The sequence below is a fragment of the uncultured Olsenella sp. genome (genome assembly GCF_959602185.1).
Lineage (GTDB): Bacteria > Actinomycetota > Coriobacteriia > Coriobacteriales > Atopobiaceae > Olsenella_I > Olsenella_I phocaeensis.
In genome coordinates this window covers 128,154-153,955 of the sequence record NZ_CAUGRZ010000002.1, presented here as the reverse complement: position 1 = coordinate 153,955, position 25,802 = coordinate 128,154, and the positions used below count along the sequence as shown (strand labels likewise).

At 67.0% G+C, this 25,802-nt stretch carries 21 protein-coding genes and 1 pseudogene; 12 read left to right on the top strand and 10 right to left on the bottom strand.

Annotation, left to right across the window (positions count from 1 at the left end; genetic code table 11):
• Genes Q5923_RS02470 through Q5923_RS02455 form a run of 4 tightly spaced genes read left to right on the top strand, consistent with a single transcriptional unit; the run spans window position 1 to window position 3,495 of the window.
• Complete coding sequence (locus Q5923_RS02470) at window positions 1-1,098, top strand: iron-containing alcohol dehydrogenase family protein (protein WP_303131922.1); 1,098 nt, start codon at window positions 1-3, stop codon at window positions 1,096-1,098.
• A gap of 41 nt (window positions 1,099-1,139) precedes the next feature.
• Window positions 1,140-1,979 (top strand): HAD family hydrolase, encoded by an 840-nt coding sequence (locus tag Q5923_RS02465; protein WP_303131920.1) that lies wholly within the window; start codon window positions 1,140-1,142, stop codon window positions 1,977-1,979.
• 51 nt (window positions 1,980-2,030) lie between these two features.
• The gene (locus Q5923_RS02460; protein WP_303131919.1) at window positions 2,031-2,324 is read left to right on the top strand and encodes a UxaA family hydrolase; all 294 of its coding nucleotides are present in this window, start codon (window positions 2,031-2,033) and stop codon (window positions 2,322-2,324) included.
• Window positions 2,317-3,495 carry a UxaA family hydrolase gene (locus Q5923_RS02455; protein ID WP_303131918.1) on the top strand — a complete coding sequence of 393 codons (1,179 nt, stop codon included), beginning with the start codon at window positions 2,317-2,319 and terminating at the stop codon, window positions 3,493-3,495. The genes Q5923_RS02460 and Q5923_RS02455 overlap by 8 nt, the downstream gene beginning before the upstream one ends.
• A gap of 116 nt (window positions 3,496-3,611) precedes the next feature.
• Here Q5923_RS02455 and Q5923_RS02450 read toward each other — a convergent pair whose 3' ends face one another.
• Window positions 3,612-5,879: a KUP/HAK/KT family potassium transporter gene (locus Q5923_RS02450; protein WP_303131916.1), complete on the bottom strand. Its 2,268-nt coding sequence runs from the start codon at window positions 5,877-5,879 to the stop codon at window positions 3,612-3,614.
• Between the two features lie 334 nt (window positions 5,880-6,213).
• On the opposite strand from Q5923_RS02450, the gene Q5923_RS02445 reads away from it, so the two are divergent.
• On the top strand, window positions 6,214-7,749 hold the full coding sequence (locus Q5923_RS02445; protein ID WP_303131914.1) for a S10 family peptidase: 1,536 nt from the start codon (window positions 6,214-6,216) through the stop codon (window positions 7,747-7,749).
• Window positions 7,750-7,846: 97 nt separating this feature from the next.
• On the opposite strand, the gene Q5923_RS02440 is transcribed toward Q5923_RS02445, so the two are convergent.
• The 3 genes from Q5923_RS02440 to rlmKL all read right to left on the bottom strand — a co-directional run bounded on the left by Q5923_RS02440 (window position 7,847) and on the right by rlmKL (window position 11,289).
• Window positions 7,847-8,314, bottom strand: coding sequence for a type II toxin-antitoxin system HicB family antitoxin (locus Q5923_RS02440; protein WP_303131912.1), 468 nt, complete (start codon window positions 8,312-8,314; stop codon window positions 7,847-7,849).
• A gap of 20 nt (window positions 8,315-8,334) precedes the next feature.
• Complete coding sequence (locus tag Q5923_RS02435) at window positions 8,335-8,523, bottom strand: type II toxin-antitoxin system HicA family toxin (protein WP_303131910.1); 189 nt, start codon at window positions 8,521-8,523, stop codon at window positions 8,335-8,337.
• A 315-nt stretch (window positions 8,524-8,838) separates the two neighbouring features.
• The gene (gene rlmKL, locus Q5923_RS02430; RefSeq protein ID WP_303131908.1) at window positions 8,839-11,289 is read right to left on the bottom strand and encodes a bifunctional 23S rRNA (guanine(2069)-N(7))-methyltransferase RlmK/23S rRNA (guanine(2445)-N(2))-methyltransferase RlmL; all 2,451 of its coding nucleotides are present in this window, start codon (window positions 11,287-11,289) and stop codon (window positions 8,839-8,841) included.
• A gap of 463 nt (window positions 11,290-11,752) precedes the next feature.
• On the opposite strand from rlmKL, the gene Q5923_RS02425 reads away from it, so the two are divergent.
• Window positions 11,753-13,471, top strand: a complete 1,719-nt coding sequence (locus Q5923_RS02425) for a phospho-sugar mutase (protein ID WP_009279638.1) — start codon at window positions 11,753-11,755, stop codon at window positions 13,469-13,471.
• A gap of 219 nt (window positions 13,472-13,690) precedes the next feature.
• Here Q5923_RS02425 and Q5923_RS02420 read toward each other — a convergent pair whose 3' ends face one another.
• A complete protein-coding gene (locus Q5923_RS02420) occupies window positions 13,691-14,899 on the bottom strand; it encodes a hypothetical protein (RefSeq protein ID WP_009279637.1) in 1,209 nt (402 codons plus the stop codon).
• A 396-nt stretch (window positions 14,900-15,295) separates the two neighbouring features.
• Here Q5923_RS02420 and Q5923_RS02415 point away from each other — a divergent pair, with 396 nt between their 5' ends.
• Window positions 15,296-15,736, top strand: coding sequence for an arginine repressor (locus Q5923_RS02415; protein ID WP_009279636.1), 441 nt, complete (start codon window positions 15,296-15,298; stop codon window positions 15,734-15,736).
• Window positions 15,737-15,852: 116 nt separating this feature from the next.
• Here Q5923_RS02415 and Q5923_RS02410 read toward each other — a convergent pair whose 3' ends face one another.
• Window positions 15,853-18,015, bottom strand: a complete 2,163-nt coding sequence (locus tag Q5923_RS02410; protein ID WP_303131904.1) for a transglycosylase domain-containing protein — start codon at window positions 18,013-18,015, stop codon at window positions 15,853-15,855.
• Window positions 18,016-18,176: 161 nt separating this feature from the next.
• Here Q5923_RS02410 and Q5923_RS09525 point away from each other — a divergent pair.
• Together Q5923_RS09525 and Q5923_RS02400 are read left to right on the top strand one after the other, a co-directional pair.
• Window positions 18,177-18,695, top strand: a pseudogene (locus tag Q5923_RS09525) (alpha/beta fold hydrolase); the annotation flags it as partial.
• Window positions 18,696-18,831: 136 nt separating this feature from the next.
• Window positions 18,832-19,083: a hypothetical protein gene (locus Q5923_RS02400; protein WP_303131900.1), complete on the top strand. Its 252-nt coding sequence runs from the start codon at window positions 18,832-18,834 to the stop codon at window positions 19,081-19,083.
• A 278-nt stretch (window positions 19,084-19,361) separates the two neighbouring features.
• Here Q5923_RS02400 and Q5923_RS02395 read toward each other — a convergent pair whose 3' ends face one another.
• Window positions 19,362-20,567 (bottom strand): iron-containing alcohol dehydrogenase, encoded by a 1,206-nt coding sequence (locus Q5923_RS02395; protein WP_303131898.1) that lies wholly within the window; start codon window positions 20,565-20,567, stop codon window positions 19,362-19,364.
• A gap of 157 nt (window positions 20,568-20,724) precedes the next feature.
• Here Q5923_RS02395 and Q5923_RS02390 point away from each other — a divergent pair, with 157 nt between their 5' ends.
• The gene (locus Q5923_RS02390) at window positions 20,725-20,967 is read left to right on the top strand and encodes a hypothetical protein (protein WP_303131896.1); all 243 of its coding nucleotides are present in this window, start codon (window positions 20,725-20,727) and stop codon (window positions 20,965-20,967) included.
• 193 nt (window positions 20,968-21,160) lie between these two features.
• Here Q5923_RS02390 and mscL read toward each other — a convergent pair whose 3' ends face one another.
• From mscL to Q5923_RS02375, 3 genes are all read right to left on the bottom strand, one after another.
• Window positions 21,161-21,607, bottom strand: coding sequence for a large conductance mechanosensitive channel protein MscL (gene mscL / locus Q5923_RS02385; RefSeq protein ID WP_009279631.1), 447 nt, complete (start codon window positions 21,605-21,607; stop codon window positions 21,161-21,163).
• A gap of 115 nt (window positions 21,608-21,722) precedes the next feature.
• Complete coding sequence (gene dtd, locus Q5923_RS02380) at window positions 21,723-22,184, bottom strand: D-aminoacyl-tRNA deacylase (protein WP_303131894.1); 462 nt, start codon at window positions 22,182-22,184, stop codon at window positions 21,723-21,725.
• 69 nt (window positions 22,185-22,253) lie between these two features.
• The gene (locus Q5923_RS02375; protein ID WP_303131892.1) at window positions 22,254-23,891 is read right to left on the bottom strand and encodes a carboxypeptidase M32; all 1,638 of its coding nucleotides are present in this window, start codon (window positions 23,889-23,891) and stop codon (window positions 22,254-22,256) included.
• Between the two features lie 302 nt (window positions 23,892-24,193).
• Here Q5923_RS02375 and Q5923_RS02370 point away from each other — a divergent pair, with 302 nt between their 5' ends.
• Both Q5923_RS02370 and Q5923_RS02365 read left to right on the top strand, forming a co-directional pair.
• The gene (locus tag Q5923_RS02370; protein WP_303131890.1) at window positions 24,194-25,171 is read left to right on the top strand and encodes an ROK family protein; all 978 of its coding nucleotides are present in this window, start codon (window positions 24,194-24,196) and stop codon (window positions 25,169-25,171) included.
• A gap of 149 nt (window positions 25,172-25,320) precedes the next feature.
• The gene (locus Q5923_RS02365; RefSeq protein WP_009279627.1) at window positions 25,321-25,773 is read left to right on the top strand and encodes a PTS sugar transporter subunit IIA; all 453 of its coding nucleotides are present in this window, start codon (window positions 25,321-25,323) and stop codon (window positions 25,771-25,773) included.
• The last annotated feature ends 29 nt before the right edge of the window (window positions 25,774-25,802 follow it).

Genomic DNA, 25,802 nt, shown 5'->3' with positions numbered 1-25,802 from the left:
ATGGCAAGCAGCACGACAGAGCTGGACACCGCAATCAAATTCGGAGCAGGAAGGTATCGCCAGGAACGGGGCTTGCTGGCGGAATGTGGCTCCGAGATCGGTCGTTTTGGCAGGCGTCCCCTCGTGGTCGCCGGCCCCAACTCCTGGGAGGCAATGGGAGACGCCCTGATGCGCAGCATGGAGGCGGATGGGCTCAGACCCCAGGTGGAGGTCTACGGGGGATGGTGCTCCTTCGAGGGTGCCGAGGAGCTCGCCGAGAAGGCAAGGAAGTACGGTGCCGACGAGGTCGTCGGCGTTGGCGGGGGCAGAATCATGGACCTCGCCAAGGCAGTCGGCGAGACGGCGGGCCTGGGCACGGTGAACATTCCCACCGCGGCATCGAGCTGTGCCCCCTTCACCTGCATGAGCGTCATGTACACCGCAGAGGGCGGCAAGAAGCTCAGCTGGCGCTTCGACCACGAGATCGACGCATGCCTGATGGACATGGACGTCATCGCGAGCTGCCCCATTCGCTTCACCGCGGCCGGCATCGTCGATGCGATGGCCAAGCGCATCGAGATGCTGAACGGTAAGCCCGCCCTCAGCTTGGCAGACACCCCCGTGGACATCTTCAGTGCCTACAGCATCGCCGAGTACACCTACGGGGTCCTCAAGGACAACGCCCTCACGGCCATCGAAGACAACCGCAGGCACGAGGCGACCAAGGCGCTCAACGACGTGGCGTTCATGAACGTCCCCATCACGGGCGTCATCGCCAACACGACAAAGAGCTTCAAGCAGTCCGAGCTCGCGCACGTGATCTACGACGGCGTGAGGACCATCTTCACCAAAGAGGGCCAGAAGGCCGTCCACGGCGAGATCGTCGGCGTCGGGCTCTTCTGCCAGCTCTACTTCAACGGCCAGCAGGACCAGGTGCAGGAGCTTCGGGAGTTCATGCGTGCCATGGACATGCCGCTCAGCTTCGAGGACCTGGGCATCGAGTCCAGCGACAAGAACCTTGACGCCATCGAGGAGTACATTGTCAACTCGAGGCACTACAACAGCGACGACCCTGATGACCGTCGTCGCCTTCACGAGGCCGTCCATCAGATGGCATAGGTTCGATAGCCAAGGAGTTTGGCTGGCGAGAGGGGAATGCGATGACCGGGATGCCGCAGATGGTCTTCTGTGACTTGGACGGGACCCTTCTCGACGGCGAGAAGCAGATGAGCGACCGCACCCGGAGGGCCCTGCAGAGGCTCGCCGGGTGCGGCATTGGCTTCGTTCCCAGCACGGGCCGTTCCGTGGTGGGCATTCCGCAGGAGGTCATCGATCTCTCTGGCGCTCGTTACGCGATCACGGCCGATGGTGCCACGGTCTGCCAGCTTTCCCACGGCGGGCACACGGACCTTCGCGCCAGCACGATCCCGCGGGACGCGGTAGTTGGCCTCCTGAACCTTGTCGCCCACTCGGCTTCGTACATCGACCTCTTCAGCGAGGGCGAGGCGTACGTCGAACGGGGGGAGATGAGAAAGCTCGACGGCTTCGGACTCCTGCCTGGCGACGTGGCGTACATCCGCTCCGTCCGCCATGAAATCGACACCCCGTTGGTGGACTTCGTTGCCGAGGGACATCCCGTCGAGCGGCTCACGGTCTTCTTTGCGGATAAGGGCATGCGCGACGCCGTCTATGGCTTCTCACAAGAAAGAGGGGACCTGGCCTGCTACACCTCCCAGTGGGCGAACATCGAGGTCACGAGTGCCGGGGCGAGCAAGGGCAGTGCCCTGCTCTGGCTTTGCGACCGACTCGGCATACCTGTGGAAGAGACCGTCGCATTCGGGGACTCCCTGAACGACGTCTCGATGCTCAGGGAGGCAGGGATTGGCGTCGCCATGGTCAACGCCGACGAGGGGGTCAGGGTCCAGGCGGACGACGTCACCCGACTCGCCAACGATGAATCCGGCGTTGCCGAATATCTCGAGGGGCTCCTTCCTGCCTGATTCAAGTCATGCCAGTCGTTCTGGTTCCGTCGCGTCAAGGGGAGGCCAGTCGTGTATTGCAAGGCACTCTGTCTGCATGCCAACGACGACGTCGCCACCGTCCTGTCGGATGTCGACGCGGGTGACCGCATCGTGGTGACCGACAGGGCCGGCAATTGCGTGTGCGACCTCGTCTCTCGGGACTCGATCGGTATTTTCCACAAGATCGCCCTGCATCACATTGACGTGGGAGCGGTGGTCCACAAGTACGGAGATGCAATAGGTAGGGCGACCGAAGACATCCTTCCAGGCAGCCACGTTCACGTGCATAACCTGGAGAGCATAAGGACGAAAAGGCATGATTAGCGGATACGTTCGTCCCGACGGCAGGATGGGCATCAGGAACCACGTGCTCGTCCTCTCGAGCGTGGGCTGTGCGAACAATGTGGTGCGACGCATCGCCCAGCAGGTCGAAGGCTCCGTTGGCGTGGAGAACACCAAGGGGTGCGGCCAGGTGGGAAACGGCATTGAGATCATGCGACGCTGCCTTGCCAACCTGACCCAGAACCCCAACGTCTTCGGGACCCTGCTCGTCGGCTTGGGCTGCGAGAGCACAAAGCCCATGGAACTTGCCGAACAGATCTCTCGGATGAGCGATAAGCCCGTCACGGCCATCACCATCCAGGATTGCGGTGGTTCCCTGAAGGCCGTCGAGGAGGGCGTGCGCATCGCCCGCGGGATGGTGGCTCGAGCCGCCCTTGTCCGGCGCGTCCCGATGCCGTTGAGCAAGCTTGTCTTGGGAACGAACTGCGGCGGCTCGGATGCCACGAGCGGCCTGGCGGCAAACCCCACCATCGGTCTCGTGAGCGATTGGGTCATTGACGGCGGTGGTACCGTCCTCATGGGAGAGACGACCGAGCTCATCGGCGCGGAACACATCCTCTCGCGTCGTGCGGCCTCCAAGGAGGTCTCGGAGGACATCCTGAGGATGGTGGGGCGCCTTGAGGCTGACTTCCTGGCCAACGACATCGACGTGCGTGGCGCAAACCCCTCGCCCGGAAACATATGCGGTGGCCTGTCGACGCTCGAGGAGAAGTCGCTGGGAGGCATCTCCAAGGGTGGCTCCCACCCCGTCTCGCAGGTGGTGCGGTACGGGGAGGTCCCCTCGAAGGGCGGTTTCGTCCTCATGGACACACCGGGCTACGATATCGAGTCCGTCTCGGGCATGTCCGCCGGGGGAGCGCAGGTCATGCTGTTCTCCACTGGCAGGGGCACCCCGATGGGCAACCCCATCATGCCAGTCATAAAGGTGACGGGGAACGCACTTACCTTCCGACGCATGAGGGACAACATCGACTTCGATGCCTCTGGGGTCATAGCGGGGCGTTCTACGCTGGGAGAGCAGGCAGACTCCCTCAAAGCCCTGCTCCGTGACGTCTGCGATGGCGTCCCTTCCAAGGCGGAGCTCCTGGGGTTTGACGACTTTGCCATCTATCATGGGCAAGAGTACTGGTGTAGCAGCGAGTTTGCGTCGTAACCCCCAGTCCACCATATGGATCTCGTGGGATGGGGTTGGGCCCTCGACAAGACGAGAGGCGCCGGACGAAGTGTCTCGGCGCCTCTCGTCGCTGCAGGGCTGCTGGGGTTCGGGGCCTACTCCTCACCCTCCTCGTCGTAGTAGCCCTCGTCCACGGAGGGCTCATCATCCTCTTCGTCGATCACGAGGGGCCTGAAGCTCGCGGTGTCGCCACCCACGATCTCGTGCTCGACCTCCTCCGCGGCGATGGCGATCTGGCTTTTCATGGTCTCGGTGAAGATGTCGCCCTCCTCCTCGACGGCCTCCTCGGCAGTGACGGGGCGCATGCTGCCGGTGCCGCCCATGCTCGAGATGCGGGTGAGCTTGTGCTGGCGCTTCGACTTGCCAAACAGGGGCACGTGCTCGAAGATCAGGCTCGAGTTCTCGAGGCCGTACCAGCGTGCGGGCGAGCCGCAGATGCGGCGAATCAGGTACTTCAGGGCGATCACGTTGGCGTTGAGCCCCGAGATGTCGGACTCGGGCGAGAGAACCTTGCGGATCAGGCAGAAGCGGAAGTCTCCCACTTGGCTGTGGTCGCGGTAGATTGAGTATTTGTGGTCCTGCGGGGGCAGCTGGCCCGACGACATGAGGTCGGCCACGATCTGGTAGAGGTAGGTGTTGATGCGCTGGTTGACCCTGAAGCCCAGGCGCAGCTGCACCTTGAAGGCGAAGTCGGTGCCGAAGTCGTTCACGATGTACTCGTGGGTGTAGGGCTCGTTGGTGACCTGCACGTTGAGGAAGTAGTACGCCTTGGCGCGCTTGGGCCTCTTGTCCAGGATGGAATAGAGGATGTCGCGGTCCAGCTTGTCGGTCGAGGAGTCGTTGGTCAGGAAGATCAGGTTGTCGGCTACGTAGGGGTAGTCGTCGTCGTTGCGCAGGGCGTCCAGCTGGCCGATGTACTTGTTCACGGGCAGGTAGACGGTCTGGGTGTGCTCGACTGCCGTGCCGCGCCTCCACACGTACATGACCACGAAGATCGCCGCCGCCATGAGCACGGTGAAGTAGCCGCCGTGGAAGAACTTGGTCAGGCTCGAGAAGAAGAACATGAACTCGATGGCGCCGAAGAAGACCAGGAAGACCACGGCCAGGGCGCGCCGGCGCCTCACCTGCGAGAGGTAGGTGTAGAGCAGGACGGTGGTCATGAGCATGGTCACCGTGATGGCCAGGCCGTAGGCGGCCTCCATGTGGCTCGAGCGCTGGAAGAGCAGCACGACGAAGATGCAGGCCACCCACATGATGGAGTTGACCAGCGGGATGTAGATCTGGCCGCGGGTCTCGGAGGGGTAGTTGATCTTCATGTGGGGCATGAGGTCCAGGCGGATGGCCTCCGAGACGATGGAGTACGAGCCGGTGATGAGCGCCTGCGAGGCGATGATGGCCGCCAGCGTCGAGAGGATGACGGCGAAGACGCGCAGGTCCTCGGGGACCATCTGGAAGAAGGGGTTGAGGTCCGTGACCCCGGCGAGGTGCTCGTTGCCACGCTGCGAGAGGATCCAGGCGCCCTGGCCCAGGTAGTTGAGGATGAGGCAGACCTTCACGAAGGGCCAGGTCACGTAGATGTTGGGCTTGCCCACGTGCCCCATGTCGGAGTAGAGGGCCTCGGCGCCGGTGGTGCAGAGGAAGACGTTGCCCAAGACCATGAGCCCCACGGCGTTGATGCTGCCGTCAAAGAGGAAGGTGATGCCGCGCAGGGGGTTGAGCGCGCGCAGCACGCCGAAGTCGGCGCCCATGTTGAGCAGGCCAGTGATTCCCAGGAAGAGGAACCACAGCGTCATGGCGGGGCCGAAGATCTTGCCGATGGTGGAGGTGCCGGCACGCTGCAGGGCGAAGAGGGCGCAGAGGATCGCGATGGTGATGGCGATCACGACGTGCTGGTTCTCTCCGATGATGCCATAGAAGAAGTCGATGGTGCGCAGGCCCTCGATGGCGGTGGTCACCGTGACGGCGGGGGTCAGGATGCCGTCGGCGAGAAGGGCCGCCCCGCCGATCATGGCGGGGATGATGAGCCACTTGGCGCAGCGCTTGACCAGGCTGTAGAGGGCGAAGATGCCACCCTCGTTGTGGTTGTCGGCCTTCATGGCCACCAGGACGTACTTGACGGTGGTGATGAGGGTCAGGGTCCAGATGATGAGCGAGAGCGCACCCAGCACCGTGTTGGTCTGCATGCTCGCGAGGCCGCCGTTGTCGGCCATGATGGCCTTGAGGGTGTACATGGGGCTGGTGCCGATGTCTCCGTACACCACGCCCAGGGTCACCAGGACCATTCCGGCGGAGAGGGGAATCCCGGCGCCCCTCGACCTCGGTCGACTCTTGGGGGTGGTGGCCGAAAGCTTGTCTTGACTCATGACGCTCCATCCGACGAGGACACGCTGCCCGTGGCGCGTCGCGTTCCGGGCAGGGTTGCCACGCACAAGGCGCAGGCAGCCTACCAGATAAGGATAGTTCAAACCGAAGAACTCTAGCACGACTTGGACCGTCGTTGGACGTCGGGGCCCCTGCTGTGAAGATGTCGTCTTGAGGTCCGGGTTTGCCCAGGTGAGAGGCTGACTTGCGCAACTCGCCCGCCCCGTGGCCGAGCCGACGCATACAATGGCCGGGAATGAGTGGGAGGCCCCTCTCGCCCGTTGGTGCGAGGCGAGGGGAGCCAGGCATCGGCCCTCGGGCCAGTGAGGAGAAACGATGGCAGAGCAGGACGCCACCAACGCCGCGACCGCGCCGCAGGCGGCCACAAGGATTCCCAAGGACAGCTTCATGACCGTGCCGGCGGACCCCCGCCTGGAGACCCCCCAGTCCGCGACGGCCCGCCTCGCGTGGGACGGCTCGGGCGCGAGCGCCGGCGAGCACATCGACTACGACTGCACGGCCGCCCACCTGGACGTGCGCGCGGACACCGGCGCCCTCATCGGGCGCATGTTCTCGATGACCTACGTGGCGGTGGACGACGAGGGCAGGGCGGACGCCGCCCGTCCCGTGACCTTCGCCTACAACGGCGGTCCCGGCTGCGCGAGCGTGCCCATCAACTTTGGCGGCATCGGGCCCCGCCGCGTGCGCACCGACGGCGTCAGCCACCTTGCCCATCCCATCGTGGTCGAGGACAACCCCTGCACTCTGCTGCGCCAGACCGACCTCGTATTCCTGGACGCCCTGGGCACAGGCTGGTCGAGCGTGGCGGAGGGCGCCGACACCTCCAAGATCTTCGGCGTGGACGGCGACGCGGACGCCTTCGCGCGCGCCATCAGCCAGTGGCTGGAGGAGAACGGCCGCTGGACCAGCCCCGTCTACCTCTTCGGGGAGTCCTACGGCACCGTGCGCAACGCCGTCCTGATGCGCCTCCTGGGCGAGCGCGACGTCAAGCTGGCCGGCGTCACCATGCTCTCGGCCATCTTCGACTGGGTCCAGGTCCAGGAGGGGGAGGACCTCTATCACCTGGGCATGATGCCCACCATGGCCGCGGCGGCGCAGTTCTTTGACAAGGCGGGGCAGGGCGTGGGCGAGGACGAGTGGTTCCAGCGCGCCATGGACTGGGACGAGGACGTGCTGGCTCCGGCGCTCCTGCGCGGCGACCGGCTTGACCCTGCACGCGAGGACGAGGTCGCGCGCCAGATGGGCGAGTTCATCGGACTTCCCGCCGAGCACATCCGCCGCGCGCGCCTGAGGATCACCCTGGACGACTTCCGCCGCAACATCCTGGCCGACGAGGGGAAGGTCTGCGGCCGGCTCGACATGCGCTTCAGCTCGGACGCGCCGGTGGCCGTCCAGTCGAGCAACGCCTGGTTCGCGGGTGAGGACGCGGCCGACGACGCCGTGGAGTCCAGCTGGACCAGCGCCTTCAGGCGCTTCCTCCACGACGAGCTGGGGTATCGCGGCCCGGCGCGCTACCTCTCGAGCAACTACGAGCGCGTGGGAGTCAACTGGAAGTGGACGCACGAGGAGCCCGGCAAGGACGGAGAGAGCTTCGCGCCCAACGTCGCCTACGACATCGCGGTCGCGATGAGGCGCAACCCCCACATGAAGCTGGCGATCTTGGGAGGGCGCTACGACGCGGCGACCACCTACTGGAACGTGGTCCACGACATGAGCTGCCAGTTCCTCTCGTCCGAGCTCAAGGGACAGGTCGAATGGCACCTCTATGGCTGCGGGCACATGGCCTACGTGGACGTGCCCACGCTCGAGGCCATGTCGCGCGACATGGAGGCCTTCTACAAGAGGGCATAGGCGCGCGCGACCCTACGGAGCTCGCGGCGAAGCATGCGGGGGACAGGCCGTTGGCTTGCCCCCGCATGCAGCTGGCGTGAACCCGAAGAGGCAGGGGCTAGGCCAGGGCGGCCCGCTGCCGTCCGGAGGGCCGCCCTGGCTGGCTTCCCTCTGCGAGCCTGCGCTCGATGCTGGCGACGGTCACGAAGGTGTGCCTGCCGATTCGGAACCCATCCAATATCCCGGAGGCGATCATCTGGGTGACCCTGCCCGCCGAGACACCAAGCCTCCTGGCAGCTTCGGCGGCGCTGACGCGCTCGCCGGGCAGGACGTAGGAACCGTCTGTCTGGAAATACACGGCGACAGCCTCGCGTCCGTCGTCAGGGGAGACCTGCCGGGGCTCGGGGACGGGCTCGCCGTGGGCAAGCAGGGACGCGATGTAGGTGGCCATGGCGTCAGCGGCGCTTGCGAGCGCCCTCATGCGCGTGTCGCCATGGCTGAAGCAGCCGGGGAGGTCGGGGACGCTGACGTCATAGCCCCCCTCCTCGTCCTTTTCGAGCACGGTCATGAAGACATAGTCCCTCATCGAACCAACCCCTTCGCTCCCTAGATCCAGCCTGCCGCCTTGGCGATGTTTCGGTACGTGCCGACGGGAATCTCGCGCTTCGCCGTGGGGACGGTGATCATCCATCCTGACCTGCGAAAGACGATGTGACTGCCACGACCCGGCTCGTCGTCCCAACCTTCGCGCCTCAGACGTCTGATCACCTCTCGGACCTCTTGCTCTTTCGGCATTCCCTCTCCCTAACTATAAAGACTTTATAGTTATAGTCAATGGGATCCTAGTTACGTAATACGATATTACATAACTGAAATCAGCATGGAGTCCAGGGAATGGGCGAGAGGGGCGCGCCGGCTCGATCGAGGGCCTAGTACATAGCTCCGAGGGGGCGGGCACGGAGCCCACCACTCTCGTTATGCGAGGGATGCCAGCTCGTGCCTAGTCACACGGTCGCTATCGGTGCCCTGGCCATGCCGCATGGGCGACGTCCTGACTGGTCGCCATGCGCGGGGTCCCTCGCGTCAGGTCGCTCCTATGGGCCGACGGCCCTACGCGCGCGACTCCGTGGCAACGCGCCGCAGAACGTAGCAGTGGTGCACCTTCTGGTTGCGCGAGAAGTCCTCGGGGATGGTCTGCGTGGTCACGTCCTCGAGCTCCACGCCATAGCGGCGGAGCTTCTCCACGTCGGGCCTGAAGTCGCGCAGGTTGCAGCAGAAGACGGCACGGCCGTTCCTGGTCAGGATGCGGCTCAGGCCTATGAGCAGCTCGGCATGGTCGCGCTGCACGTCCCAGCTCCCGCGCATGCGGTTGGAGTTCGAGAAGGTGGGTACGTCGCAGAAGACGAGGTCCCAGCGGTTCGCGGTGCGTCTCTGCTCGCTCACCCACCCTATGACGTCCGCCTGGACGAACTCGTGCTCCGGCCCGTCGAAGCCATTGCGCTCCATGTTGCGGCGAGCCCAGCCAAGCGAGGGGCGGCTCATGTCCACGGTCGTGGTGTGCTTGGCGCCCCCGTCCGCTGCGTAGCAGGTGGCGGACCCGGTGTAGGCGAAGAGGTTGAGGAAGCGCTTCGAGCCCTCGGTCTTCTTGGACATCTCGCGCAACATGGCACGGGTCTCGCGGTTGTCGAGGAAGAGCCCGCAGTCCAGGCGGGTGGAGAAGCTGACCTCGAAGGTGAGCCCACCCTCGTCCACAAGGTGCGCGCCCTTGGGGAGCGTCGGCCGGCGGGGGTGGTCCTGTCGAGCGTGCGCGTCCCTCTCCCTCCCATAGACGCGCTCGCGGCGAGCGTCCTGGCCCGCAGACGCCTCGTCGGCGTACTGCGAGCCGCCACGGGCGCGGGTGCGCACGCGGACGAAGCAGTCCTCGGGGCGGACGTCCAGGACGCGCGGCGCGATGGCCAGCACGTCGAGGAGCCTCATGCGCGCGAGCGCGGGGTCGACGGACTTCGGCGGGGCGTACTCGAAGACCTGCAGCCAGCGCCCCCTGCCCTTGCGCGCGGGCATGAGCTCGGAGCCCTGGAAGAGGTCGATGGTGACGGCGTAGTCGGGCAGGTCTGCGTCATAGACGCGGTAGCAGCTCACGTCCTCGCGCCGCGCCCACTTGCGCCGGAGCCGGGCGACCTTCGCAAGGCGCGCGGCGAACTGGTCGCTGGCGGGCACCAGCACGGGGACCCTCTGACCGTCGGGAAGGGTCAGCTGGGGGCGCTCCCGGGCCGCCCCTCCCAGCGCCTCGGCGGAAAAGACGCGCACGCTCGCCCTGTCCTGACCCACGTAGACCTCGCTCGTGCTGGCAGGGCTGGCGCCCAGGACGGAGTCGACCGTGGCGTCCTTCGCCAGCACGACGAGCCGCGACCGGTCGTCAGCGAGCGCCGACAGCGAGACGACGTCCGCCAGCGATGACGCCTGCACGGCGACCTCGTCCTCGGCAAGCCATGACAGGTCGGCCACGAGCAGGGGAGAGAAGCCACCCTTCCGCTCGGAGCAGTGGCCCTCGAGGAGCTCCTGCAGCCATGACAGGCTGCCCATGCGGAGCTCGACGTCCATTCCGGCCGCGCGGAGCGCCTGGCGGGCGGAGTCGAGTGCGCCCTTGCGGGCCTCGGAGGCGAGGAGGACGAGCTGCGTCCGTCCCGAGCTCACGCGCTCCTGGCCGAGCTCCGCCCGCTCCTGGGCCTCGGCGAGGAGGCGCTGCCATGTCTCCTCGTCGTGCCCAAGCCAGCCCTGGAAGCCCCAGCGCCGCCTGAGCAGCCCAGGGGCGCGGTCGAGCGCCTGCGCGGCCGCCTCGACCACCAGGGTGCCCGCCCCGGAGTGCGCGACGGCGAGCGTGGGGTCGTCGCGGCGGCAGCTGCGGAACCAGCCGCCCGCCGCGAGGAGGGCGGCCGCGTAGTCGGGCCTGAGGGGCGCGATGCTCGCGCGCGGCGAACGCGCGGCCTCGTATCCGCGGCGGAAGAGCGCCTCTCCGCTGAGGTCTATGCCCACGGTCGCGCGCTCGCGCGAGACGCGCACCACCACGCGGAGGTCTGGGTGCGAGGTGTCGACGTCAGGTCGTGCCCCGGTGCGCGCGAGCATGCGGTCGACGATGGCGTCCTTTGCCCTGACCGCCACGAACTGGGTGTTCCTGAGCTGGGAGTTGGTGCCGTGGGCGTCCACGGCCACGGTCGAGCTGGGGAGGAGCTGCTCCTCCCAGGGAATCTCGGAGATACCCTGATAGAGCGCGTCGGCATCGCGCGCGCTCACACGGGCGAGGACCAGCACGACGCGGGAGGCGATGCGGGACCAGAGGCAGGCGCGGTAGGCGTCCTCGAGGCCGCCCACGAAGCCGACCTGGCCCCTGAGGGGGCGCAGCTGCTGGATTCGCAGGCCAGAGAGCTCGTCGGCGAGCAGCTGCTCGAAGCCGGAGGGGCAGCTCGCGAAGAACTCGAGGCCTCCGGTTGTCTCGCGGCGCACGTCGCCTTCGTCGGGGACTTCTGTGGCTGTCTGGGTGGTGGGGCCTGGCTCGGCGTTCATCGGGTCACCTTTCGCCCGTGGAATGTAGGTGCGAACCATGATAGCTGGGCTCCTCTCGCCGTTCTGGGAATCGTCGGGTGCTCCCCAAAGCCACACGCCCCGTCACGCCGGGAGGCTGGGGCCAGATTGCGCACGAAATTCTCCCGAGCTGGGAAAACGTGAGATTGCGCGCAGGCTGTTCGTGGCTTGCGCGCCGCAGACGAGACTCCGGGGCCATTGCCGCGCAGGTCGTTTGCGGTTTGCGCGCGAATCTCTGCTGGGCTGGGGAAAGGCCGAGACCCGCGCAGTCTGTCCGCGGTTTGCGCGGCACGCACCTGCCGTCCCTCGCTCCGCTCCCCGCCCGCGGCATGCGCCGCCCCTCTGGCGCGGCCGCGACCCCGGAGGTGCCCACCAACGACTACCATGATGGGCAAGGTACATATAGGGCGCGAGAGCGCAGCAGGTCGACCCAAAGGAGAAGCACATGGACAAGGACACGCAGGCCAAGGTCCAGCTTTGGAGGGAGAAGGTCAGCGAGCCTGACCTCAAGGCCGAGCTCGAGGGGCTGGCATCCGACGACGAGGCCCTGAACGACGCCTTCTACCGCGACCTTGCCTTTGGCACCGCGGGTCTGCGCGGCGTCCTGGGCGTGGGCACCAACCGAATGAACGTCTACGTCGTTGCCCAGGCGACCCAGGGCGTGGCGGACTACCTCAACGCCCACTACGACAAGCCTACGCTCGCGCTCGCCCGCGACTCCCGCCTCAAGGGGGAGGACTTCCAGAAGGTCGCGGCGGGCGTCCTTGCCGCCAATGGCATCCACGTGTACGTCTACCCCCGCATCGAGCCCGTCCCCACGCTCTCGTTCGCGGTGCGCTACCTGCACACCTCTGCCGGCATTGTGCTCACGGCCTCCCACAACCCCGCGCAGTACAACGGCTACAAGGTCTACAACGACAACGGTGGCCAGATCACCGACGAGGCAGCGGACGAAATCAGCGCCAACATCGCCAAGGTCGACCCCTTCGAGGACGTCAAGCGCATGGACTTCGAGGAGGGCCTGGCCAAGGGTCTGATCGAGTGGACCCCCGAGGAGGTCCTGGACTCCTTCATCCAGAGCATCAAGAAGGTCTCGGTCCCCGGTTTCAAGGCGGACGAGAGCTACTCCGTGGTCTACACTCCGCTCAACGGCACGGGCATGGAGTGTGTCACGCGCATTCTCAAGGAGATCGGCGTCGAGAACGTGACCGTCGTCCCGGAGCAGGCTGAGCCAGACGGGAACTTCCCCACCTGCAAGTACCCCAACCCCGAGTTCCGCGAGGCGCTCGAGCTCGGCCTGAAGCTCGCCGACGAGGTCAAGCCCAACCTCCTGGTCGCCACCGACCCCGACGCCGACCGCATGGGCACCGCCATCCCGCACGACGGCGAGTACAAGTTGCTCTCGGGCAACGAGATGGGCGTCCTGCTCATGGACTGGCTCGCCAACATGGCCGAGGCCAACGGCGAGGACGTCGCGCGCAAGGTCGCGGTCACCACCATCGTCTCGTCCGCGATGCCCGACGCCCTCGCACGTGACAAGGGCTTCGAGCTCAGACGCGTGCTCACCGGCTTCAAGTACATCGGTGACCAGATCGACCAGCTCAAGGACGAGGGCGAGGAGGACCGCTACCTCATGGGCTTCGAGGAGTCCTACGGCTACCTCGTGGGCACCCATGCCCGCGACAAGGACGCCATCGTCGCGGTCGAGATGTGCGTCGAGATGGCGTCCGACTACGCGTCCCGCGGCATGGACCTCTACGAGGCCATGGAGGCCCTGTACCAGAGGTATGGCTACTACCTCAACGGCACGGTCAACGCCGCCTTCCCCGGTGCCGCCGGGGCGCAGAAGATGGCGGGCATCATGCAGGGCCTGCGTGACAACCCACCGGCGGAGATCGGCGGCCTCAAGGTCGTGGGCATGACCGACTACGCCACCGGCGCCCAGATGCCGCGCGTCTCTGGCCTGCAGAAGGAGGAGGCGCAGGTGCTGCCTCCCGCCAACGTGATCGAGTTCCGCTTGGAGGACGACAACAAGGTCATCTTCCGTCCCTCGGGGACCGAGCCCAAGGTCAAGGCCTACCTCTTCTCCAAGGGTGCCACGCGCGCCGAGTCCGAGGCCGTGAGGGACAAGCTCCAGGCGGCCTCCGAGGCGCTCCTCTCGTAGGGTGCGGGAAGACATCGTCTGACCTGCCTGACGGATGGCGTCGGGCAGCTTGCGGGGCCGGGTCGCCTGGTTGGCGGCCCGGCCCTTCGTTGGTTGGGGCCAGGGTGCCTTCGGGCACGGTCCCTCTGGCGTGGGTCCCCGTTGCCGCCACGCATGGAGATGCCCCGGGCGAGAGGTGAGTCCCCCTCGCCCGGGGCATGGGCCAGAACGTTCGTGGGGCTACTCGCCGGAGGAGTTGCCCTCCGTCGCGGACGACCCGCCGTCGTAGCTGAGGGCGTAGAAGACCGAGGAGTTGGAGCCGATGGTCCCGGCCGCCCAGCCGTGCGAGGAGGCCTGCTTGGAGCTGGGGTCGCGCAGGATGACCGAGCCGTCCTGGTTGATGCCTACGACGACGGCCCAGTGGACGTAGGGGCTGTCGAAGTTCGCCGCGAGCTGGACGATGACCGCGACCTCCTGGCCGTCCGCGAGGATGGTGGAGAGGTTCTCTCCCGAGGCCGTGTACTCGTGCAGGGTGAGCCCCAGCTTCTGGGCCTCGCTCGCGAAGAAGTCGGTCTTGGTCGCGATGTCCTCGTTGGTGGCGTAGCTGCCGCTCGTCGCGTCGGCAGCGAGGTCGGCGGGGGTCTTGTCGGACTTGCCCGTGAGGCCCATGTAGGCTATGGCGAGGGAGGTCGGTCCCGAGCCGTTGACGCCGATGTTGCTGCCTGCGTAGTCCACGAAGCCCCAGCGGATGTCCCAGTCGTAGAGCTCGGGGAACGTGCCCTGGGTGACGCTGTCCTGGTAGGCCTGGGCGCTCTTCTCGGCCGTGGGGACCGCCGTCACGAAGTCGATGGCGTCGGGCTCGAGGAGGGCCAGCTCGCAGAGCCGCTCGTCCGGGTACTTGTTGGCGTTGGCCGCTATCTGGGCGATTTTCTCGCCGTGGTCGAGGGCGGTCGAGAACTTGGCCGTGAGGTCGTCACTTGCGCCGGCGGCCACGCGCGAGTCGAGGGAGTTGCCCCCCTCCGCCTGTGAGGTCTGGTCGCCCTGGTTGGGCTGTGCGGGGGAGGAGCAGCTCCTGACGCAGCTCGAGACCCCCGCCACGAGGGCGAGGATGACGACGAGCCCGGCGAGGAGCAGGAGGAGCGAGCGATTGTTGAGGCCGTGGCGGCCCAGCAGCCCTCCCGAGCCGCGCTCGAAGCCTATGCGGTGCGACTTGAGCGAGTAGCCCGTGTCATGGCCCGCGATGGAGCGGTAGTTGCGCTCGCTGCGGTAGCGGCCCTGGTTCCTCTGGCTGGGGTGGGACGTGCCCTTGAGGGTGCGCCCCTGCCTGGAGCGCGAGTAGTCCCTGCTGTTGGTTGACCCGTAGCGCTGCTCGCTCTGCCGCTGGGCGGCGGACCTGGCCGAGCGGCCCGAGGAGCCGCGGCGTCGTCTTGGGTCTGGGGAGTTGGCCATTTCGATTCCTCCGTAGCACTCTGGCGGACGCGCCCGGAACGTGCGCAATCGCACCACGTGCATCACATATTACGGCAGGCTGTCAGAACGGGTGCCAGGGGAGCGGCTAACGGAGGCCTGGCCAGGCAAGGTGCTAGTATCCTGGTCCCATGGGTCGGCGGCGCTGCGGCTGACGGTGCTGCCTGGGTCGCGTTGGGAAGGGCGTCGCGTGGCCACCGCGCCGGTAAGGGGATGGCCTGCGCATATCGAAGCACCTTGTGCGTTTAGCCAATACTTCTTGACTTTTATTTACATGCTGGAGCAAAGTAAACATGTTTGTGAGAAAACCTTATCGCATATGCGTAAAGGGTGAGAATCGCGTCGCTCGTCGACGCATGCATATTGGGAGGACGAGTAGTGGTCAAGAGGCGCAACAACAGGCAGGATGCCATCAGGGACATCGTGAGGGGCAAGTCGATCCGCACCCAACGGGCGCTGGTGGATGAGCTTCAGTCCATCGGCTACAACTGCACTCAGGCGACGGTCTCGCGCGACATCGCGGACATGGGGTTGCGCAAGCTCGCGGAGGGCATCTACGTGCTGGCCGAGGACCTTCACCTGCAGCGCATGGTCTCCGAGTTCGTGAGCGACGTGGAGAGGGCTGGCAACCTCGTGGTCATCAAGTCGCAGCCCGGCACCGCCCCTGGTGTCGCCGCCGCAGTCGACGCCGCCGCGCTTCCCGAGGTCAAGGGCTCCGTTGCCGGCAATGACACCGTCTTGGTCGTCTCGGGCAGCGAGGATGCCGCGAAGGACCTGGTCAACCTGGTCAGCAAGCTGAGGGACACGCACAACAAGTAGGAAAGGACGCACCTCTCGCTCGCATCTTTTGCCATAGAAAGCGGCTTGCCCCCGGCACGCGCACTTCCGGCGCCGGGGGCAAGCGTGTCTTGCGGCAATGTGCGTGGGGAAGGTGCCTACTCAGTCGTCGATCCGCCTCCGCCCGCCGTCTCGGCCGGGGGCGTGGACTCGCCCGTGCCGGACGTCCCGCCCGTCGACGCGCCGGGCGTAGCCTGTGTGCCACCTCCGGACTCGGACTCGTCACGGGTGCGTTCGCGAGTCTGCCTCTGGGTCTCCTCGTCGACCTGGGTCTCCTCCTCGTCGTCCTCGACGGTCTCGTAGTAGTAATAGTTGCTGTTCGTGTACTCGTTGGTCTTGCTGAACTTCCAGGAGCTGTTCTCCTTGTAGGTGGGGCTGGTCGTGACGCTGGGGAACTCCGCCCGGTCGACGCCGTCGAGGGCCTGGTTCACGAAGCTCACGAAGATGGGCACGGCGGTGTTGTAGGGGTGGCCGTAGGAGCCGCCCACGATGACGGGGGCCTCTTCCTGGTAGCCGCACCACACGGCGACGGAGAGCTGCGGGGTGATGCCGCAGAACCAGAGGTCGCGGTAGTTCTCGGAAGTGCCGGTCTTGCCGCCCACGGGCTGGTTGGCACTCATGGTGTAGCCCACCACGCTCGCCGTGCCGCCGCTGCGCGTGACGCCCTGGGTCACCTTGCGGATGTCCTGGGCCACGGAGGGCTCGATGACCTGCGTGGGGCTGTCCTGGTGCTCGTAGACTGTGTTGCCGTTGCGGTCCTCTATCTTGGTGATGGCGATGGCGTCGCGATGCACGCCGCCGGAGGCGATGGTCGCGTAGGCCTCGGCCATCTGCACGGGGGGTACGCCCTCGGTGCCCAGGGTGATCGACTCGTAGGCGGGAAGGTCGACGTCAATGCCCATGGCCTTGGCCATGCTGACCACCTTGTCCGCGCCGACGGCTTCGATGACCTGCACGAAGCCCGTGTTGGACGAGATGGCGAAGGCGTTGGCGAGGCTCAGGGTGCCGTAGCTCTCGTTGCCGAAGTTCTGGACCTTCCAGGTGGGGGTGAACTGCATGGGGGAGTTGCAGTTGATGAGCACGCTGGGGTTCATGCCCGCGTTGAGCGCCGCCGCTAGCGTGAAGATCTTGAAGCTGGAGCCCGGCTGCCTGCGAGCCTGCGTGGCCAGGTTGAACTGGTTCTCCGAGTAGTCCCGGCCGCCCACCATGGCGACGATGTAGCCGGTGCTGGGGTCTACGGCACAGAGCGCGGCGTCGAGGCGGTCGTTCCCGATAGATTCGAGACGGCTCTGGACGGCATCCTCGGCCGCCGCCTGCTTGCTGGGGTCGAGGGTGGTGTAGACCTTGAGGCCGCCCTGCATGACGGTGTCCTGGTCGAAGTCCTCAAGGAGCAGCTGCTTCACGTAGTCGGTGAAGTAGGGGTAGTTCGCCGCGGTCTCGGAGAAGCTGCCCTCGTTGAGGGTGAGCTCCTCGGAAACGGCGGCGTCGTGGTCCTCCTGGCTGATGTCGCCCTCGTTGAGCATGTGGTCCAGGACCGTGTTGCGCCGGGCCGTCGCCGCCTCGGGGTTCGAGAAGGGGTCGTAGGCGGAGGGGGACTGGGGGAGGCCGGCCAGCGTTGCCGCCTCGGCCAGGGTCAGGTCGCTCGCGTGCTTGTTGAAGTAGGTGGTGGACGCCGCCTCGATGCCGTACGCGCTGTGGCCGTAGTAGATTGTGTTGAGGTACATGTTCAGGATCTGGTCCTTGCTGTACATCTTCTCCATCTGGATGGCGATGTACGCCTCGCGGACCTTGCGCTTGATCGTCTGCTCGAACTGCTCGTCAGAGAGGACGGTGTTGCGGACGAGCTGCTGGGTGATGGTGGAGGCGCCCTCGGAGCCACCGCCGAGCTGGGCCACGACCGCGCGCAGGATGCCCTGGGGGTCCACTCCGTTGTGCTGGTAGAAGCGGCGGTCCTCGGTGTCGACCGTGGCCTGGAGGACGTACTTCGAGATCTGGTCGAGGTCGACGCTCCTACGGTTCTGCAGGTAGTACTCGGCGATGGTGGAGCCGTCCGCGGCGTAGACCGTGGTGGGCTCGGCGACCAGGTAGGCGTTGGCCGAGGAGTAGTCGGGCAGGCTCTGGAGCCAGTTGCTCACCATGGCGCCGAGAGAGATCGCCAGCGTCACGAACAGCAGGGCGATGAAGCCGAAGACCCCGGCGATGCCAAACCCCACCACGTGGGTGCGGGAGTGCATGTGGGCCCTGCGGGTGCGAATTCCCATGTATTCCTCCTCCAAGGAAACAGTCACTCCCAAATTATATGCCGAGTTGACAAAGCGTTTTGGGATGGGTCCCACCCTCGACCCGGATACCATGGGGCAGACCGAGGCCTAGACTGGACGCGACGTCCCGAGAGTGCCCACGGGCGAGAGGAGCCCCAGACATGCCCCGACCAGCCTCCATAGCGCTCGCCCTCGTCCTCCTTGCCGTGCTTGCGGTGTGCGGCTTCGCGCTCTACATTGCCTCGACCATCGCACGTCCCCACGGGAACAGCCTGACAGAGGAGCGCCGATGGGAGCAGGACCACGGGCTCTGGGGAGACTTCGAATCGCTGGAGAGGACGGCGTACGTCGCGCCCGGCAAGGACGGCTACGAGCTCCACTGCGAGCTCGTGAGCGCGCCCGAGCCCAGCGACCGCTACGTGATCATCTCGCATGGGTTCAGGGCCAATCGCTACGGTGCCGCGAAGTACGTCGGTGCCTGGGGGAGCCTTGGCTACAACTGCATCGTCTATGACCTACGCGCCCACGGAGAGAACGCACCTGCCACCTGCACCCTGGGCAAGGTCGAGTCGGAGGACCTCCTGACGCTCGTGGCGGACGCCCGCGAGCGCTTCGGCGAGGACATCACCCTGGGGCTCATGGGGGAGTCTATGGGGAGCGCCACCACGCTCTGTGCCCTGGGGTCGAGGCCGAAGGTCGACTTCGCCGTGGCGGACTGCCCCTTCGCCAACCTGCGCGAACTCCTCCGATCCGGCTACGACCAGGCGCGCGTGGGTCCGCTCCTGCCCGTGGTGGACGCAGCCTGTCGCCTGCGCTATGGCTTCGAGCTCGCCGAGACGAGCCCCCGTCTCGGCGCTCGCGGGCAACCGCGTCCCCCTCTGCCTCATCCACGGGGAGGACGACGCCCTCATCCCACCCTCCAACAGCGAACGCTTGCGCGACGCGACCGCGGGTTACGTCGAGCTGCACCTGGTCCCGGGAGCGGGCCATGCCGAGTCGCGCGAGGCGCTGGGCCAGGAGGGATACGCCCAGATCCTCTCCGCATTCCTCTCCCGCGCAGGCGTCTAGGACTTCCGCCGACTACGTCGAACGCGCCGCACTTACATCCGACTACGTCGAATGCGCGGCCTTTAAGCCCGACTACGTCGAACGCGTCTAATGCCGTCGCGTTTGCCCAGTTGCCGGAGGGCGGAGAGACGTATCGGACGTATTCGCGCAGAATCGAGACGCGTCGGACGTAGTCACGCGTGAGAAAGACGCGTCGGACGTAGTCACGCGTGAGAAAGTCGCGCAGGACGTTGCCGCGGGCGGGCGACGTGCGATGGGCATGTGCGCGGGCGATGCGACTAGAACGCGGAGAGGTAGATCGCCCGGGCGTCGTCCATGTCGAGCGGCCTGACCTCTCCGAAGACCGGGCCCTTGTTCTGGGCCAGGGTGCGAACCCAGGCGTCGACGTTGGAAGGCGAGAGGCCCAGCTCGCCCAAGGTGCGCGGCATTCCCAGCTGGGCGAGGAAGTCCTCGAGCGCGTCGATGCCCGCCAGGACGGCGCGCTCCCGTGCCGCATCGCTGCCGTCGTCCGGCTCGATTCCGAAGACCCCTCGGGCGAAGGAGAGGAAGGGCTGCGGGTTGGAGCGCCAGGCAAAGCGCATCCAGGTGGGGAGGATGACCGCCAGGCCGGCGCCGTGGGCCACCTCGGGGTGATGGGCCGATATCTCGTGCTCGAGGCCGTGGCTCTCCCAGCCGCCCGCGCGTCTGCCGGCGGCAGGCCCCCTTCCGCAGCCGCAGAGGTCGTTGTGCGCCAGGCTGCCCGCCCACATGAGCGTGGCGCGGGCGTCGTAGTCGTCGGGCCGCCCGTGCACCACGCGCGCCGCGCCCATGATCGCGCGGATGATGCCGTGGGCGACGTTGTCGGTCACGGGGACGGGTCCGGCGTTGCTGAAGAGCCGTTCGCAGACGTGGCAGATCATGTCGGTCACGCCCGCAGCGGTCTGGTAGGGAGGGAGCCCGAAGGTCAGCTCGGGGTCCATGACCGCCACGCGCGGGCGCAGGGCATCGGAGCTCGTGCCCTTCTTGACCTGCAGCTCGTCGTTGCTGATGACGCAGGAGGCGGAACCCTCGGACCCGGCGGCGGGGATGGTGAGCGCCACGGCGACGGGGAGGCAGGCGCCGACCTTCGCCTTCCCGCAGAAGAAGTCCCACACGTCGCCCTGGTAGGGCACGCCGAAGGCTATGGCCTTGGAGCTGTCGATCACCGACCCGCCGCCCAGGGCGAGCACCAGGTCAACGCCCTGGGCACGGGCGAGCTCGATGCCTTCGCGCACGAGGGAGACCTCGGGGTTGGGACGCACGCCTCCCAGCTCGTCGAAGTCGACGCCTGCCGCGGCGAGGGAGGCTCGGACGCGGTCGAGCGCGCCGGAGCGCGCGGCGGATCCGCCACCATACACCAGGAGCGCGCGTCTTGCGCCAAGCCCCCTGACCTCCTCGCCCACGCGGTCGACGAAGCCGCGGCCAAAGACGAAGCGGGTGGGTGACTGGAAGATGAAGTCGTTCATGCTGCCCTCCTGGCGATTGACTGACCTCAGGCTACTCCTCGTGACGCGGAGCGTGGTCGAAGGACGGGCACAAGGGAGAAGTTCCTCTCACCTAGGAATAGAATGCAGGCAAGGGCGCGCGCCGGGGAGTGCCGCGCCAGGGGAAGAGGGGATGGCCATGGCAGGGCTCCACTGCAGCGACTGCGTCTTTGCCGAGTTCTCGCTCAACGAGAGGACCGGGATGTACCAGGGGACCTGCAGCCGGGGCTTCACCCTGGCCGATCCCCGCGTCCATCACGAGCCCGAGATGTACTTCGCCGCGCGCGAGGACGGCCTGGTCCCGGTACGCGACCCCTTTGGCAGGGAGTACCTCCGGACCAAGAACATCTGTGACCGCTTCCAGCCTCGCAAGAAGGAATAGCCGCGCGGCATCCGCCCGAGGTGCTTACCTACTTCGGTGGCGTCCGCCTGCGCCTGGCGTCCGCCTGTCGTCGCCGGGAATCCGCCCCGAGGCACTCGCCTCCCATGATGGCGGGACACAAGAAAGGGGGACGCGCCCGAGCACGTCCCCCTTGGCCTTGCCATGTCCCGGCTGAGTGCCGGTAGCGTGGTGCCTATGCCGCGTGGGCGCCGCCCTCGATCTCTCCGCCGCAGTGGGGGCAGCGCGTGGCGCCCTCCTTGACCTCCTCGAGGCAGTGGGGGCACACGGGCGCGGCCGCGGCCTCCTCGACGGCCTCCTTGTGACGGAGCTTGTCGGCCTGCTCCTGCATCTTGTTCAGGGCCTTGACCATGCAGAAGACGACGAAGGCGATGATCAGGAAGTTGATGATTGCCGAGATGAACGCGCCGAAGTCGATCACGGTGTCGGCGTTGACGGGAATCTGCAGGCCCGAGACGCCGGTGCCGCCGCCCGTGACGAGGGTGATGAGGGGGTTGATGATGTTGGACACCAGCGACGTCACGATGGCGGTGAAGGCGCCGCCGATGATGATGCCGACGGCCATGTCCATCACGTTGCCCTTGGCGATGAACTCCTTGAACTCGCTCATGAACTTCTTCATTTGATAGAATCTCTCCTTGGTTAACGCCAAATGTGCCCAATAGTCTAGCTGCTTTTGTCTAGCTGCTTTTCGGCGAACGGTTTCGCAGCGTTTGCAAAGCAGGGAAAAAGCCCCGCTACCTCCTTGGGCCGGCGAGCTCGTCGGTGTCGAGCCAGATCGTCACGGGGCCGTCGTTCACGAGAGAGACCTGCATGTCGGCCCCGAAGACGCCACGGCCCACGTGGGGGCAGTCCCCCTCGGCCAGCTCGCAGAAGCGCTCGTAGAGGGGGACGGCGACGTCGGACCGGGCGGCGCCCGTGAAGCCCGGGCGGTTCCCGTGGCGCGTCTGGGCATAGAGGGTGAACTGGCTCACCACCAGGACCTCGCCTCCCACGTCGGCAAGCGAGAGGTTCATCCTGCCGTCCTCGTCGTCGAACACCCTGAGGCGGCGGACCTTGTCCCAAAGCCTCTGGGCGGTGGCCTCGTCATCGTCGGGGCCCACGCCGAGGAGCACGAGGTAGCCCCTGCCGCAGCGTCCCTTGAGCTCCCCCTCGACGCGCACCTCCGCGCCCGTGACCCTCTGAAGCAGCGCCCTCATGCGCCCTCCCCACAAGAAGGCCCCGGACGGCTGTGCGTCCGGGGCGCGTGCCCGGTCCTGGCCCCTGCCCTACAGGCCGTAGATGGCCGAGAACTTCTCGACCAGGTAGTCGCAGTAGTGGCGCGCGTCGAAGGGCTCTCCGCAGGCGTCCTCGACGATCTGCGCGGGGTCCTTGGAGCGGCCGAAGCGCCACACGTGGTCACGCAGCCAGGCGCGGATGGGGGCGAGGTCGCCCGACGAGAGCACGCCCTCCCAGTCCATGCCCTCCTCGATCATGCGGTGGCGGAACTGGGCCCCGTAGGCGCCTCCCAGCGCGTAGGTGGGGAAGTAGCCGAAGAGCCCGTCGGCCCAGTGGGTGTCCTGCAGGGCGCCGTGGGTGTCGTCGGTCACCTTGACTCCCAGGTAGTCCTTGTAGCGCTGCCTCCAGAGCCCCGGGACGTCCGCCGCCTTCGCCTCGTCTGAGAAGAGCAGCTGCTCGATCTCGTAGCGGATCAGGATGTGCAGGGGGTAGGTGAGCTCGTCGGCCTCGGTGCGGACGAGCGAGCCCTCCGCGCGGTTTGTCGCCAGGTAGAACTGGTTGGGCGTAACGCGGCCCAGCTGGCCCCTGAAGTGGCGGGACATGGTCCCGAGCAGCGTGGGGGCGAAGGCGCGGTCGCGGCCGACGTAGTTCTCGAAGAAGCGCGACTGGCTCTCGTGGATGCCCGAGGAGGTGCCGCCCTTGAGCGAGGTGTAGTTGAGGCTGGGGTCGACGCCCGTCTCGTACAGGGCATGACCGCCCTCGTGGAGCATGGTGTACACGTTGCTCACCACGTCATCGGGGTGGACGTGCGCGGCGATGACGGCGTAGTTGGTGGTGAGCGCGTCCGAGTAGGGATGCTCTGTCTTGGTCAGGAACATGACCTTGGGGTCGAGGCCCTCGAGCGCCATGAGGTCGCTCGCGAGCTCCCACTGGCGCCTCTCGTCGAACTTGCCCTCCACGCAGCTGCGGCTGGGCTGCCACCGCTTTGCCTGGATCTGCGCCAGCAGGGGGACGACGGTCTCCTTCACCTGCGAGAAGAAGGCGTCATAGAAGGCGCGGTCGCTGCCGTGCTCGAAGTCGTCGAGCCAGACGTCGTAGGGGTCCGCCTCGGGCCTGCGAAGCTTGGCGATGCGGCGCATGGAGTCGACCACGCGGTCCAGGTAGGGCTCGAAGGAGGCCCAGTCGTTGGCGTCCTTGGCCTTGCGCCAGACGGCGTCGGACTCGGTGGTGAGGCGCGTGAAGGCGGACGCCTCGACGGCCGGGATGTCTACGAGCCTCGAGCGGTCGCGCGTCAGGACGCGCACCTGGGCGCGCTGGGTGGGCGAGAGGAGCTCGCCCACGGAGCCGAGGCGCTCGAGGAGGGCGCCCGTCTCGGCCGAGCAGAGCAGCGCCTGGTCCTCCTCCTGGAGGATGGAGAGGGCCTCGCCGCGGTCTCCTGTCGCCGCCTCGGGGTCGATCGAGGGGCCGTAGCACTCGATGCCGATGGAGGCATAGCGGTGTGCGAAGAGGTGCCGCTCGAGGTCGTTCAGGGCCGCGATGTCGGCCTTTGGGTTGGCCAGGGCGGCGGGGTTGGGGCTGGCGGGCATGCCGGGGATGCTGGTCTGCCCCGCGGCCGTCGTCGTCGCGGTGGCGGCGACGGGCTCGTCGAGGTCGTCGAAGCTGGGGATGCCGTCGGTGGTCTCGGCCATGTGAGCTCCTCTTCTCTGCCCGCTCGCGCGGGCGCGTCTTGTCTGCCTGTCCAGAGTCTAACCCCGAAGCGCCGGGACCCGTCGCGATTCCGCCGCCGCCCACACCGTCTGCGTGCGCCCCGGTCCCGCGGGCGGCGTCTTGTTGGATACTCGTTGCAGACGGGCCGGGGCCCGGTTCTAGTAGTTCGTGTAAATATCGACTGTTCCGCTGCCACTTGTTGGATACTCGTTGCAGACGGACCGGGGCCCGGGGGCCTCGGGTCGGGCGGCCCGCCCGGCAACGACGACGGAAGGAGAGGGACATGTCCGACGAGCTTGGCGGTCGCACCGACGACGGCAGGTCCTGCGTGCTGGGAATCGACGTGGGCGGAACCTCCATCAAGGCGGGGCTCATGAGCTGCGAGGGCGAGCTCTTGGGCACGACCAAGATCCCCACGGGCTCCATCGTCGGGCAGGAGGCGTTCCGGCGCATCGTCGAGGGGTTGGACGCGCTCGTGGCCAGCCAGGGCAGGGTCGCGGACGACCTCCTGGCGGTGGGGCTGGACGTTCCCGGGCCCGTGGATGACGAGGGCCGCGTGGGTCTGCTCGCCAACATCGACCTCGACGCGGACGGCCTGCGCGCCGCGCTCAGGGAGGCGTACCCCGGGGCCACCCTCGCCTTCGTGAACGACGCGAACGCCGCGGCCCTGGGCGAGCTCTGGAAGGGCTCGGGCAAGGGCATGGGGAGCTTCGTCATGATCACGCTGGGCACGGGCGTCGGGGCGGGCGTGGTGGTGGACGGCAGGCTCGTCGCCGGCGCCTTCGGGGCTGCCGGCGAGGTGGGGCACCTCACGGTGGAGCCCGGCGAGGAGCGCGTCTGCGGCTGTGGCAGGAGGGGCTGCCTGGAGCAGTACGCCTCGGCCAAGGGCCTGGTCTGGCTGTATCGCGACCGCTGCGTCCGGACGGGCGCCAGGCCCGTTCCCATAGCGCATGCCACCGACGCCGTCGCCGTCTTCGACGCATACCGCGAGGGAGACGAGGCGGCGGCATGGGCCGTGGGCCAGATGTGCCAGAAGCTGGGCTTCGCCCTGGCGCAGGTCTCCGCCGTGGTGGACCCGGCAGTCTTCCTCATCGGCGGCGGCGTCGCGGGCGCCTTCGACCTCTTCGGAGAGGAGCTCGCCCAATCCTTCCGCTCCCACTGTCTGGCACCCTCCGCCGCCGCGCGCATCCTGCCCTGCGTCCTGGGCAACGACGCGGGCATGTACGGAGTCGCCTACGAGGCGCTGCTCCAGCGCGGCTAGGCGGCCTCGATGGGACCGCATGGTTCCAATGGTGGTATCCTAACCTTGTCTTTCTGGCACCTGCCAGGGCCCGGTGCGCAGGCATGCCAGCCTGCCTGCCAGGCACGAAACAGAGCGCGGTTCTCGCCCTCGTCCCGAAGGAGCAGCCAATGAGTGACTTTGTCCAGGCATCGCACGTATTCCTCGACAACCCCGCGAAGAACGTGGACGAGGCCCTCGAGTTCCTCTCCAGGAAGGCGGTCGAGCTGGGCGTCGCCGACGACGAGCGGGCCGTCCTCGACGCCTTCAAGGCGCGCGAGGCAGAGGGCACCACGGGCATGATGTCCGGCTTCGCCATCCCCCACGCCAAGTCCGCCGCCGTCAAGGAGGCCACCGTCATGGTGGTCAAGTTCGCGGGCGACGTCGAGTGGGAGTCCATGGACGACAAGCCCATCGTCGTGGCCATCGCCCTGCTCGTCCCCGGGGCAGAGGCGGGCACCACCCACCTGCAGCTCCTCTCGAAGGTCGCCGTCATGCTCATGGACGAGGGCTTCAGGAACGACGTCCTCGGCGCCACCGACGAGGCGAGCATCGCCGAGCGCATCAACTCGAAGCTCGACTAGGCGGCGCCCGGCCCCCTGGGGCCCGCCGC

Excerpts from the sequence above, each read along its gene's own strand:
- Q5923_RS02470 (WP_303131922.1), top strand. The coding sequence starts at position 1 with ATGGCAAGCAGCACGACAGAGCTGGACACCGCAATCAAATTCGGAGCA.
- Q5923_RS02465 (WP_303131920.1), top strand. The coding sequence starts at position 1,140 with ATGACCGGGATGCCGCAGATGGTCTTCTGTGACTTGGACGGGACCCTT.
- Q5923_RS02455 (WP_303131918.1), top strand. The coding sequence starts at position 2,317 with ATGATTAGCGGATACGTTCGTCCCGACGGCAGGATGGGCATCAGGAAC.
- Q5923_RS02450 (WP_303131916.1), bottom strand. The coding sequence starts at position 5,879 with ATGAGTCAAGACAAGCTTTCGGCCACCACCCCCAAGAGTCGACCGAGG.
- Q5923_RS02445 (WP_303131914.1), top strand. The coding sequence starts at position 6,214 with ATGGCAGAGCAGGACGCCACCAACGCCGCGACCGCGCCGCAGGCGGCC.
- Q5923_RS02440 (WP_303131912.1), bottom strand. The coding sequence starts at position 8,314 with ATGAGGGACTATGTCTTCATGACCGTGCTCGAAAAGGACGAGGAGGGG.
- Q5923_RS02435 (WP_303131910.1), bottom strand. The coding sequence starts at position 8,523 with ATGCCGAAAGAGCAAGAGGTCCGAGAGGTGATCAGACGTCTGAGGCGC.
- rlmKL (WP_303131908.1), bottom strand. The coding sequence starts at position 11,289 with ATGAACGCCGAGCCAGGCCCCACCACCCAGACAGCCACAGAAGTCCCC.
- Q5923_RS02425 (WP_009279638.1), top strand. The coding sequence starts at position 11,753 with ATGGACAAGGACACGCAGGCCAAGGTCCAGCTTTGGAGGGAGAAGGTC.
- Q5923_RS02420 (WP_009279637.1), bottom strand. The coding sequence starts at position 14,899 with ATGGCCAACTCCCCAGACCCAAGACGACGCCGCGGCTCCTCGGGCCGC.
- Q5923_RS02410 (WP_303131904.1), bottom strand. The coding sequence starts at position 18,015 with ATGGGAATTCGCACCCGCAGGGCCCACATGCACTCCCGCACCCACGTG.
- Q5923_RS02400 (WP_303131900.1), top strand. The coding sequence starts at position 18,832 with ATGGCTTCGAGCTCGCCGAGACGAGCCCCCGTCTCGGCGCTCGCGGGC.
- Q5923_RS02395 (WP_303131898.1), bottom strand. The coding sequence starts at position 20,567 with ATGAACGACTTCATCTTCCAGTCACCCACCCGCTTCGTCTTTGGCCGC.
- Q5923_RS02390 (WP_303131896.1), top strand. The coding sequence starts at position 20,725 with ATGGCAGGGCTCCACTGCAGCGACTGCGTCTTTGCCGAGTTCTCGCTC.
- mscL (WP_009279631.1), bottom strand. The coding sequence starts at position 21,607 with ATGAAGAAGTTCATGAGCGAGTTCAAGGAGTTCATCGCCAAGGGCAAC.
- dtd (WP_303131894.1), bottom strand. The coding sequence starts at position 22,184 with ATGAGGGCGCTGCTTCAGAGGGTCACGGGCGCGGAGGTGCGCGTCGAG.
- Q5923_RS02375 (WP_303131892.1), bottom strand. The coding sequence starts at position 23,891 with ATGGCCGAGACCACCGACGGCATCCCCAGCTTCGACGACCTCGACGAG.
- Q5923_RS02370 (WP_303131890.1), top strand. The coding sequence starts at position 24,194 with ATGTCCGACGAGCTTGGCGGTCGCACCGACGACGGCAGGTCCTGCGTG.
- Q5923_RS02365 (WP_009279627.1), top strand. The coding sequence starts at position 25,321 with ATGAGTGACTTTGTCCAGGCATCGCACGTATTCCTCGACAACCCCGCG.